General features: G+C 69.4%; 12 protein-coding genes and 1 pseudogene. 6 read left to right on the top strand and 7 right to left on the bottom strand.

Going from position 1 to position 10846, the window contains the following annotated elements; translation table 11 throughout:
- A pseudogene (locus MSZK_RS29440) lies at positions 1-521 on the bottom strand (TetR family transcriptional regulator); the annotation flags it as partial.
- 100 nt (positions 522-621) lie between these two features.
- Here MSZK_RS29440 and MSZK_RS29445 point away from each other — a divergent pair.
- The 4 genes from MSZK_RS29445 to MSZK_RS29460 all read left to right on the top strand — a co-directional run bounded on the left by MSZK_RS29445 (position 622) and on the right by MSZK_RS29460 (position 3778).
- On the top strand, positions 622-1458 hold the full coding sequence (locus MSZK_RS29445; protein ID WP_099252080.1) for a lysophospholipid acyltransferase family protein: 837 nt from the start codon (positions 622-624) through the stop codon (positions 1456-1458).
- Between the two features lie 79 nt (positions 1459-1537).
- Positions 1538-1924, top strand: coding sequence for a hypothetical protein (locus MSZK_RS29450; protein WP_099252043.1), 387 nt, complete (start codon positions 1538-1540; stop codon positions 1922-1924).
- Positions 1925-2008: 84 nt separating this feature from the next.
- Entirely contained in the window at positions 2009-2812 is an 804-nt protein-coding gene (locus MSZK_RS29455; RefSeq protein WP_099252081.1) for an SDR family oxidoreductase, read from the top strand.
- Positions 2813-2869: 57 nt separating this feature from the next.
- A complete protein-coding gene (locus MSZK_RS29460) occupies positions 2870-3778 on the top strand; it encodes a helix-turn-helix transcriptional regulator (RefSeq protein WP_099252044.1) in 909 nt (302 codons plus the stop codon).
- Here the strand turns inward: MSZK_RS29460 and MSZK_RS29465 are convergent.
- From MSZK_RS29465 to MSZK_RS29475, 3 genes are read right to left on the bottom strand one after another with little or no spacing between them, the layout of a single operon-like run.
- Positions 3730-4206: a GNAT family N-acetyltransferase gene (locus MSZK_RS29465; RefSeq protein WP_099252045.1), complete on the bottom strand. Its 477-nt coding sequence runs from the start codon at positions 4204-4206 to the stop codon at positions 3730-3732. The genes MSZK_RS29460 and MSZK_RS29465 overlap by 49 nt on opposite strands.
- The gene (locus MSZK_RS29470) at positions 4203-5291 is read right to left on the bottom strand and encodes an isochorismate synthase MenF (RefSeq protein WP_371411416.1); all 1089 of its coding nucleotides are present in this window, start codon (positions 5289-5291) and stop codon (positions 4203-4205) included. Before MSZK_RS29470 ends, MSZK_RS29465 begins: the two co-directional genes overlap by 4 nt.
- On the bottom strand, positions 5291-5902 hold the full coding sequence (locus MSZK_RS29475; protein WP_099252047.1) for an acid phosphatase: 612 nt from the start codon (positions 5900-5902) through the stop codon (positions 5291-5293). Before MSZK_RS29475 ends, MSZK_RS29470 begins: the two co-directional genes overlap by 1 nt.
- 70 nt (positions 5903-5972) lie before the next feature.
- Here MSZK_RS29475 and MSZK_RS29480 point away from each other — a divergent pair, with 70 nt between their 5' ends.
- Entirely contained in the window at positions 5973-6776 is an 804-nt protein-coding gene (locus tag MSZK_RS29480) for a ParA family protein (RefSeq protein ID WP_199203535.1), read from the top strand.
- Here MSZK_RS29480 and MSZK_RS29485 read toward each other — a convergent pair.
- On the bottom strand, positions 6773-7996 hold the full coding sequence (locus MSZK_RS29485; protein ID WP_099252048.1) for a hypothetical protein: 1224 nt from the start codon (positions 7994-7996) through the stop codon (positions 6773-6775). The two genes, MSZK_RS29480 and MSZK_RS29485, sit on opposite strands and share 4 nt — an antisense overlap.
- A 20-nt stretch (positions 7997-8016) precedes the next feature.
- Complete coding sequence (locus MSZK_RS29490; protein WP_099252049.1) at positions 8017-9522, bottom strand: DEAD/DEAH box helicase; 1506 nt, start codon at positions 9520-9522, stop codon at positions 8017-8019.
- 249 nt (positions 9523-9771) lie between these two features.
- On the opposite strand from MSZK_RS29490, the gene MSZK_RS29495 reads away from it, so the two are divergent.
- Positions 9772-10455, top strand: a complete 684-nt coding sequence (locus MSZK_RS29495; protein ID WP_099252050.1) for a ferritin-like fold-containing protein — start codon at positions 9772-9774, stop codon at positions 10453-10455.
- Here MSZK_RS29495 and MSZK_RS29500 read toward each other — a convergent pair.
- Positions 10456-10846: MmpS family transport accessory protein (locus MSZK_RS29500; protein ID WP_255414262.1), on the bottom strand; the 391-nt coding region annotated here is incomplete at its 5' end.

Raw genomic sequence — 10846 nt, forward strand, 5'->3', positions numbered from 1 at the left:
CGGCGCCGGGCCAGCTCGTCGGGTGACGTGGTGGCGGCGGCTGGGTCGGGCCAGTCGGCCCAGGCCAGCGCGACACCGAAGAGGACCACCAGCAGGTCTTGCGGATCCCATGAGGAGTCGACGAAACCCTGGCGCTGGGCTTCGACGACGGCGGCGATCAGCAGGTCGGGCAGCGGCTGACCGCCCGCGGACGGCTCGTCGAGCGTCAGCCCCTCCAGATGAGCCCACCGGACCATGCGGTGGTGTTCGGGACGGCGCACGCTCAGGTCGAAGATGCCGCCGACGAACTCGGGGACGGCGTCGGGACGCAGGGGCACCGCGTGGAAGAACTCGCCGGTGTCAGCGGCCAGCACGTCGCGGAACAGCGACCCCTTGTCGCCGAAGTGGGCGTAGAGACGCTCCTTGCTGGCGCTGGCGGCCGCCGCGATGCGGTCGATGCGGGCGCCGGCGAACCCGTAGCGGGCGAACTCGGACCGGGCGGCGGCCAGGATCTGGTCGCGCAGCTCTGAGGTGCTTCTCATAAACCCAGAGTATAAAGAACGAACTAGTTCGTTTGTTGCGATGTCGAGAGGGTGAGGAGTCACCGTGGATAGCCGAGCCGAGGCCGATCTGGCCACCGTGATGGACCACCCGCCCCGCGTCCGTGCGCTCAAACGCGTGCTCGGCGCCGTCGCCGACGGCATGGATCCGGTGATCGACCTGTGGCGACCGTACCTCGACGGTCTCGACAACCTGCCCGCCGACGGCCGATTTCTGTTGGTGGGCAACCACACTCAGATGGGCAGCGCCGAGGCGTTTTTGATCCCCTACGCCGTGCGGCGGCAGATCGGCGTTCGGGTGCGGCCGCTGGCAGACCGCCAATTCGGCCAGATGCGGGGCCTGCCCGGCGACCTGCTGGCGGCATACGGTGGCGTGGTCGGTGCGCCGGAAACCGCGACCGAACTCATGCGTCACGACGAAACCGTCCTGGTGTTCCCCGGCGGCGGCCGCGAGATCCCCAAATTCAAGGGGGAGGAATACACCCTGCGCTGGCAGGGACGGTCCGGATTCGCCCGTATCGCGATCGCCAACGGCTATCCCATCGTGCCGGCCGGGCTGGTCGGCGGCGACGACGTCTACCGGAGTCTGACGACGCGCGACAGTGCGTGGGGCCGCTTCAGCCAAGCCATGAGCAGCCGGTTCAGCGGCCGAGACGACATCGCGATGCCGCTGCTGCGCGGGATCGGCCCGACGCTGATCCCCAGGCCGGAGCGGATGTACCTGCGGTTCGGCACCCCGATCGACACCACGACACCGGTCGGCATCGACGCGGCCGGCTGGGCCGAGGAGGTGAAACAGCGCACCCAGGCGGCGCTGGAACAGATTCTCGACGACCTGCTGGCGCTGCGGGAGACCGATCCCTATCGCGGCCTGAGCCCGCTGGGGTGGTTTCGCGCCGCGCGCCCGGAGCCGGCGTAGGCGAGTCGACGATGCCGGCGAGGGACGAGGCGGAGGAGGAGCGAGCGATGGCGGTTGAGCGACGGGCTACCTTACGGGGGTGACCCAACCTGCAATCCCGTCCGTGGTCCGCTACGCCGGTTTCGCGGCGGCCGCCGAAGGTGCGGTGGCCCTCATCGCCGCCGTCGTGCTGGTGGTGCGCGGGGCGTCCGGCGCCGATCAGCACATCGTCAACGGATACGGCACGGCCGGCTGGTTCGCGGTGATGGGCGCCGCCGTGCTGGCCGGGGGCTGGGCGCTGATCACCGGGCGCCGCTGGGGCAGAGGTATCGCGGTGTTCGCCAACCTGCTGCTGGTGCCGGTGGCCTGGTACGTCGTGCAGGCGCACCAGCCGGTGTACGCGGTCGCACTGGGTGGGGTCGCCATCGCGGTGCTCGCGCTATTGTTCAGTCCGCCGGCACTGCGCTGGGCGTCGCGGGCCCGGTAATCCAGCACGTGTCGTCGTGGCCCTCGCGGTACCTGTATCGCCAGGGGCTCCCGGGCGATGATCCCGGCTGTCAACCTTGTCACGATGACCCAGCAATATACCACTCACACAGAGCTTTTCGATCTTAACGGCAAGCGTGCCCTCGTCACCGGAGGCACCAGGGGCATCGGGTTGATGATTGCGCGCGGACTGCTGGGGGCAGGCGCCCGTGTCGTCGTCTGCTCCCGCACGGCGGACGCGTGCGTACAAGCCCAGCAGCTGCTGTCCGAATTCGGTGATGTGCACGCAATTCCCGCAGACCTGTCCCGACACGACGAATGTCAGCGACTCGCTGATCTCGTCACGGCCGATTCGGAACGGCTGGACATCCTGGTCAACAACGCGGGCGCGATGTGGCGCGAGCCGCTGGCGACGTTCCCCGACGAGGCCTGGGACTCGGTGATCGACCTCAACCTCAAATCGCCGTTCTGGCTGGTGCAGGCTCTGCTGCCCGCGCTCTGCGAGGCGGGCACCGTTGATGACCCCGCACGGATCATCAACATCGGCAGTATTGCCGCCATCCACGTCGCTCAGTCGCCCAACTACTCCTACGCCAGCAGTAAGGCGGCACTGCATCAACTCACGAGAGTGCTCGCCCGGGAGCTGGGCCCGCAGCACGTCACGGTGAACGCCGTGGCGCCAGGTGTGTTCCCGTCGCAGATGATGGCGTCCACACTCGATGCGATCGGCGACAGGATTGCGGCCGCGGCCCCGGTGCGCCGGCTGGGCCGCGCCGACGACATGGCCGGTGTCGCAGTGTTTCTCGCCAGCCGGGCTGGGGCCTACCTCACGGGCAGCATCATCCCGGTCGACGGCGGGATCGCGACGACCGCAACGGGAACCCCGTAGCCGTCGGGGTACCGGCAGTGCCTCCCGCGCGCTGTGGCACGGGCTTACGGTGGAGGGATGGCCACGAAGGATCTCCGTGCCGATATCCGCGACTTTCTCAGCTCGCGTCGGGCCCGCATCGCCCCCGAGCAGGCGGGCCTGCCCGCGTACGGAGGCAACCGCAGGGTCAAAGGCCTGCGTCGCGAGGAGGTAGCTCTGCTGGCAGGGGTGTCGGTCGATTACTACGTGCGCATGGAGCGCGGCAGCCTCGCCGGTGCGTCCGACGGCGTGCTCGAGGCATTGGCCCGTGCCTTGCAACTCGACGAAGCCGAGCGCGACCACCTGTTCCACCTCGCGCGCCGATCGGGTGGGCTCGTCGGTCCACGCCGGCGCAGGCCTGCGGTGACCCTACGCTCGACCCTGCAGCAGGTGCTCGACGCCATCTCCGATGCTCCGGCCTGGATCTGTAACGGCCGTTATGACGTACTCGCCACGAATATGCTTGCCCGCGCGCTGTTTTCGCCGGTTCTGGCTGACTCACGTCGACCCGCGAACACCGCGCGGTTCATCTATCTGGACCCCGACACGGCGCAACAGTTCTTCGTCGACTACGACCACATCGCCGGTGACGTGGCGGCGAAGCTACGCATGGAGGCCGGCCGCAATCCCGCCGACGAGGAGCTGATCGCTTTGGTGGGCGAACTCGCCACCGGCAGCGAGCTGTTCCGGCAGCGGTGGGCATCTCAGGACGTGCGGTTGCGCCGGTCCGGACGCAAGCGGCTGCGCCATCCGGTCGTCGGTCCGCTCGACCTGGACGTCGAGTCGCTGGAACTGCCCGCCGAATCGGGCCTCCACCTCGCCGTCTATACCGCACCCGCGGGCACGCCGGGCGCCGACGGGTTGGCGCTGCTGGCTTCGTGGGCGGCTGAGCCAGCCGGTCACGCCTCTGCGGCCAACACGCCCAACTCGGGGCCGCTGACCCGGTAGTTGATCCATTCCGACATCTGCTTGCCGCCGACGGCGTCGTACAACGCGATCGCGTTGACGTTCCAGTCCAGCACCTCCCAGGCCAGCCGGGTGTAGCCGTTGTCGACGCATTCGCGGGCCAGCGTCGCCAGCAGCTTGCGGGCCAGCCCGCGACGGCGGAACTCGTCGCGGACGAACAGGTCCTCGAGGTAGATGCCGGCCACGCCGTCCCAGGTCGAGAAGGTGCGAAACCACAGGGCGACGGCGGCGGCACGGCCGTCGATCTCGACAAGGTGGCAGTAGCCGACCGGATTGTCGCCGAAAAGAGCTGCGGTGAGCTGACTTTCGGTCACCGTGCACTGGTCGGCGGCATGCTCGAATTCGGCCAGTTCGCGGATCATCGCGGCGATCTCGGCCTCGTCTCCGGGCCGGGCCAGACGAATAATCATGGCTGCACTCCCAATGCTGACAGGATGGTCCTGAATTTCGTTGTGGTTTCTGCGACTTCGTCATCCGCGTCGGATTCCGCGACGATTCCGCCGCCGGCTTGCGCGAGCACGCCCCGGCGGTCGGCGGACAACTGCGCTCCTCGGATCGCCACCACCCAGCGACCGTCACCGCGGGCGTCGCACCAGCCTACTGCCCCGGCGTAGAAGCCGCGGTCGCCTTCCAGCCGCGCGATCAGATCGATCGCGTCCGGGGTCGGGACACCGCCGACGGCCGGAGTGGGATGCAGTGCGAGCGCCAAATCGATTGCGGTGATGGAAGTATCGCGCAGTACGCCGCGGATGGGGGTGGACAGGTGCCACAGCGCGGCGGTGCGGCTCAACTGCGGCTGTGCGGCCACCTCGAGCTCGGTGCACAGCGGCGCCAGCGCGCTGCGCATGGTGTCGACGACCAGTTGGTGTTCGTGGCGGTTCTTGGCCGACTCGGCCAACGCGGCTGCATGGGCGGCGTCGGTGTCCGGATCGGCCGACCGCGGGGCGGACCCGGCGAACGGCTGGCAGGTGACCTGTGTGCCCGAGCGAGCGACGAGCAGCTCGGGGCTGGCTCCCACCAGTGCGGTACCGGTATAGCCGGCCCCGGCCGGGGAGAGGTCGACCAGGTAGGCGCAGGCCTCGGGGTCGTCGGCCACCAACCGGCGTACGATTTCGCGTTCGTCCAGCGCGCCGTCGGCCACCAGACGCAGCGCGCGCGCCAAAACGACCTTCTGCAAAGCGGTTTCGGGAGTGGTGAGCTGCTTCAGCGCGGTGCGGATACGGGCGCGGTGTTCCTCCGGTGCCGGCAGCATCTCGGCGATGTGCACCGCGGGCAGCGCGGTCGTCGGCCATGCCGGCAGCGCGTCGGCGACACTGTCCGGCGTCAGCAGTGCGGCCTTGCTTCGGATGTCGAATGGCAGCGCGCCGACCACGAGGTCGGCCGATCCGTCGGCCAGCGCACCCGCCGCGGCCGTGACGGTGTCGTAGCCGATCCGGATGCCCTCGGCGACGAGTGTCCCGGCGGGGCCGCTCAGCACAAAAGACGGTGGCGCCATCACGTCCCGGTGACCGGCTCGCGGTGGGTGGTCATGCCGAGCGCCGAGAGTTGCCGCAGCCCGTACTCGAAGCCGCACACCGCTACCGAGGCCGCGCCGAATCCGTATCGGGCACCTTCGCGCAGCGGTTGTTCCACCCAGCGGGTGACCACCGAGCGGGAGAAATGGCCGTGCCCGACGAACACCACGTCGCGGTCGACCATCCGCTCCAGGGCGTAGGACACCGCCTGGTCGGCGCGCATGCTCACCTGGTCGACGCTCTCCCCGCCGGGGCAGCCGTAGGTCCACAGCAGCCAGCCCGGGGTATCAGTGCGGATCTGGTGGGTGGTCAGACCCTCGTAGTCCCCGTAGTTCCACTCCGAGAGCAGCGGGGACACCTCGTCGACGGTCAGGCCGGCCAGTTCGGCGGTGGTCAGGGCGCGCGTGCGTGGGCTACTGACCACCAGCGGGTTGTCCAGCCCGAGGTGCTCGATCGTCAGGGCGGCCAGTTTGGCCTGCTCGCGACCGCGGTCGGTGAGATCGAGGTCGGTGGTGCTGGTGTGCTGGCCGCTCTTGGACCATTCGGTTTCACCGTGCCGTAGCAGGACCAACCGATGCGTTCCGACACTCACGCCCACTGATTCTGCCCGATGACCAGGCGCGCCGTGGCAGGCGGGACGTAACTGCGACGAACCTGCAAGGATGGTCTGCGTGACCCGAGTATTGGCGGTGGCCAACCAGAAGGGTGGGGTGGCCAAGACAACCACGGTCGCGTCTTTGGGGGCGGCTTTCGTCGACGCGGGCAAGCGTGTCTTGCTCGTCGACCTCGACCCCCAGGGCTGTCTGACCTTCTCGCTGGGCACCGATCCGGACAAGCTGCCGGTGTCGGTGCACGAGGTGCTGCTCGGCGAGGTCGAGCCCAGCGCGGCGCTGGTGGACACCGCCGAAGGCATGACGCTGCTGCCGGCCAACATCGACCTGGCCGGCGCGGAGGCGATGCTGCTGATGCGGGCCGGGCGCGAGTATGCCCTCAAGCGTGCGCTGGACAAGCTCGGTGACGACTTCGACGTGGTGATCATCGACTGCCCGCCGTCGCTGGGGGTGCTCACCCTCAACGGCTTGACCGCGGCCGACGAGGTGATCGTGCCGCTGCAGTGCGAGACGCTGGCGCACCGCGGGGTCGGCCAGTTCCTGCGCACGGTGGACGACGTCCAGCAGATCACCAATCCCAAGCTGAAGCTCCTGGGCGCGCTGCCTACGCTGTACGACTCGCGCACCACGCACAGCCGCGACGTGCTGCTCGACGTCGCCGATCGCTACGACCTGCCGGTGCTGGCCCCGCCGATCCCGCGGACGGTGCGTTTCGCCGAGGCGAGCGCGTCGGGATCATCGGTACTCGCGGGTCGAAAGAGTAAGGGCGGCACGGCATATCGTGATCTGGCGGCCTCGCTGCTGAAGTACTGGAAGTCCGGCAAGGCGTTGCCGACGTTCGCCCCTGAGGTCTAGGGACCGTAGGCGGCCAGCGCCGCGCCGCGCTGCTCGATCACCTTCGAGTCCGTGACGGTGGGGACGACCGGGCCGGAGCCGGCCGGGTGGTCGACGGCGATGACCCGTTCGTTGGTGCCTTTGGTCGGGTCGTACACCCCGATGCCGGTGGTCAGCGGGACCAGCAGCCGGCCGGCCATCATCGCGCCCGGACCCAGCGGAGCGACCGGCCCGGCTGCCTCGATGGTGTAGCGATAGGACAGCCGGCTGTCGAAGACCTGCACGCTGTCGCCGGTCCACCAGGTGAACAGGTCGCCCGCACGGGTGACGGCTTGGGCCGGATTGGCCAGTACCGGTGCACTTTTCAGCAGCGTGCTGGCGATCTTGCTGCCGGTGTCGTCATAGACCGCGATCTCGGGCTTCGGTGTGGGCAGGTACACCGCGGTGGTGGTGCCCGCGACGGCCAGCACCCGCGCCTCGGAGTCGCTGGCGACACCGGGTAACGGCACGTTCTTGGTGTCGGGTTCGTCTTCTTCTTTCGCCGGCTTGAGCAGTGTCAGGCGCAGGTCCTTCTGGTCGCGGCAGGCTTCCAGCACCGACACGGCCTCGTCGCTGGCGGCCGCCGACATCAACGTGCAGCCGGTGCCGACTCCTTGGTTGACCGGTTTGACCCGGGCGTCGATTTCGCCGTAGGACAGCATCCGCACCAGGTCCGAGCGCCACAGTTCCAGTCGGGTGGTTCCGGCCGAGAGCACCGCGCTGCCGTTGGAGGACAGCACCACCTGCTTGTCGGCGTAGGAGGTGCGGGTCGGGCCGCGCCGGCCGGTGCCGCCGTTGATGCTGCTGACCTGCCCGCAGCCGCGGATGTCGGGATACACCGCGACGGCGAGGTCGTAGACGTAGGAGATGCCGCACAGGTCGGTGTCGCGGGCGAACGTCCAGCGGCTCTGCCCGGTCTGCGGGTCGCGCCCCTCGACGGTGGTCCCGTCGCCGGTCACCACGGTCCCGGCGACCACGATCGGGCTCAGGGTGCGTGGGCTGGTGGCCGTCCACAGCTGGCGCAGCGTGTCGGGAACCACCCGCGCTGGAACCGGGTTGGGCGCCGGTGAGGTGGCGGGGCGGCTGATGGTGGCCCGCGCCGAGCTGTTCCACCAGAACAGCGCAGCGATCACGGCCACGACCAGCACGATCGTCGCCGCGGCGATGAGATCGCCCTTGGTGCGGCGTTCGGGTCTGACCATCTAGGCGACGATAGCGGGCGTCAGCCTGCCGTCGCGGGGGCCTCGGCGGCGTTGCGCGGCCGACGCCGCCGGCGGGGCTTGCGAGCCGGGCTGTCGTCTCCGGTGGGTGCGGCGGCGTCACCGTCGGCCGGGGAGTCCGTCGCCGTGGTCTCGACGTGCCCGCTGGCACCCTGGCCGCCGCGGGTGCGTCGACGCGACCGGTTGCGGCTGGGCCGCTCCCGGTTGGAGTCCGTCGAGCTGATCCGGGTGCCGTCCTGCTTCTTGGCGGCCTGCGCCGACTTGCGGGGGGTACCGATCGTGCCGCCGGCGTCGGCCGGGATGTTCAGTTCCTCGTACAGGTGCGGAGAGCTGGAATAGGTCTCGGCGGGGTCGGGGCAGTCGAGCTTGAGGGCCTTGTCGATCATCGACCACCGCTCGAGTTCGTCCCAGTCGACCAGCGTGATCGCGATGCCGGTCTTGCCGGCCCGGCCGGTGCGGCCGATGCGGTGCACGTAGGCCTGCTCGTCCTCGGGGATCTGGTAGTTGATCACATGCGTGATGTCGTCGATGTCGATGCCGCGGGCGGCCACATCGGTGGCGACCAGCACGTCGACGTCGCCGGTGCGGAAGGCCTTGAGCGCCTTCTCGCGGGCGATCTGGCCGAGGTCACCGTGCACGGCGCCGACCTTGAAGCCGCGCTCGGCGAGTTCGTCGGCGACCTTCTGGGCGGTGCGCTTGGTGCGGGTGAAGATCATCGTCGCGCCGCGGCCCTGCGCCTGCAGGATGCGGCTGACCATCTCGACCTTGTCCAGCGCGTGCGCGCGGTAGACGAACTGCTCGGTGGTGTCGTGGGTGGCGGACCCCTGGACGCCCTCGGCGCGGATGTGGGTCGGCTGGTTCATGAACGTGCGGGCCAGGGTGATGATCGGGTCCGGCATGGTGGCCGAGAACAGCATCGACTGGCGGTTGTCCGGGGTCTGCTTCAGGATGCGTTCGATGTCGGGCAGGAAGCCCAGGTCGAGCATCTCGTCGGCCTCGTCGAGGACCAGCACCGACAGCCCGCCGAGTTGCAGGTGGCCCTGCTGGGCGAGGTCGAGCAGCCGGCCCGGGGTGCCGACGACGACGTCGACACCCTTCTGTAGCGCCTCGATCTGCGGCTCGTAGGGCCGCCCGCCGTAGATCGCGGTGACGGTCAGCTTGCGAGACTCGTCGGCCTGAAGGTACTTCGATGCGGCCACCAGGTCGCCGTGGACCTGCAGGCACAGCTCGCGGGTCGGTACCACGACCAGCGCACGCGGAATGCCGGTCAGCGGGCGGGTGGTGTCGGTGGTGATGCGGTGCAGCAGCGGCACACCGAAGGCCAGGGTCTTGCCCATGCCGGTGCGGGCCTGACCGATGAGGTCGTCGCCGGCCAGCGCCATCGGCAGGGTCTGCTCCTGGATGGCGAAGGCGTGTTCCTTGCCTTCTTCGGACAATGCCCGCACGATCTCGTCGCGGACTCCGAGCTGGGCGAATGAAATCTGGGGATGAGTGGTCAGTGGTGTCATGTGGTGGCGTTGTGCCTTCCGATGTCGTTCCTCGATGGTGCTGTCACGCGCGCACGAGTTCTGACTTCGGAATGGAGTCGGCGTCGAGAGTTCGATGCCGATTCGCCGGGCCCTGCGCTGAGGGAGGCGGGCCCACTGCGTGCACGCACATTTCCTTGACCTCGCCTCACGGCGTGAGTCAGAGACCATTGTAGCTGGTCGCGCTTGCCGGGACTGAGTGAAGCCCCAGCCGCGACTACAGTGTCGGCCATGACCGCCCCCCAGCCCGCCGCGGCGTCACCGGCGCGTATCTCCGCCGACCACCCCGGTGTCAACGAGCTGTTCGCGCTGCTGGCCTATGGCGAGGTCGCGGCGTTCTACCGGCTGACCGACGAGGCGCGAATGGCGCCTGACCTGCGCGGGCGGATCAACATGGCCAGCATGGCCGCCGCCGAGATGGCCCACTACGACCTGCTGCGTGACGCGCTGGCGGCCCGCGGCGTCGACGTCGTCCCGGCGATGTCGCGCTACGCCTCGGCGCTGGAGAACTACCACCGGCTGACCACGCCGAGCACCTGGCTCGAAGCGCTGGTCAAGACCTATGTGGGCGACGCGCTGGCGGCCGACTTCTATCTGGAGATCGCCGACGTGCTGCCCGACGAGGTGGCTGCGGTGGTGCGCGGGGTGCTGGCGGAGACCGGCCATTCCCAGTTCGTGGTCGGCGAGGTGCGCGACGCGGTGACCACCAGCGGGCGCCAGCGCAGCCGGCTGGCGCTGTGGTCGCGCCGGCTGCTCGGCGAGGCGATCACCCAGGCCCAGTACGTGCTGGCCGACCACGACGAGCTCGTCGATCTGGTGTTGGCCGGTCCGGGCGGGCTCGGGCAGGTGGCCGACTTCTTCGACCGGTTGCAGCGCACCCACGACGACCGGATGCGCCAGCTCGGCCTGGCCTGATCAGCGGTTGCAGGTCGCCGAGATGGTGTTCTCGGTCTGGGCGGCGACGGTGGCTCCGGCGGCGTCGGTGATCCAGCAGTTCAACTGACTTCCGCCGCTGCTGGCGGTGACGTAGTTGACCGGAACGTTCGGGATGACGGTCATCTGCCAGGGCAGCGACACGTTCTCCGCGGTGCGCAGCGCCCCGGTTTCGTCGGCATAGGTGATGGTCACCGGGTCGTCCGGTCGCTGGTTGCCCGCGACTGTGTAGATCACCTGGCGGGGATCCACCATCGGCTGGGCCAGCGGCGCCGCCGCGGGCGCGGGCGGCGGCACCAGCACCGGCGTCTCGGCCGGGAGGCCTGGCACGGTGACGGTGACCGGCGCAGGGGGCGGGGTCGACGAGCGGGGG

Source organism: Mycobacterium sp. shizuoka-1 (assembly GCF_002723835.1).
Lineage (GTDB): Bacteria > Actinomycetota > Actinomycetes > Mycobacteriales > Mycobacteriaceae > Mycobacterium.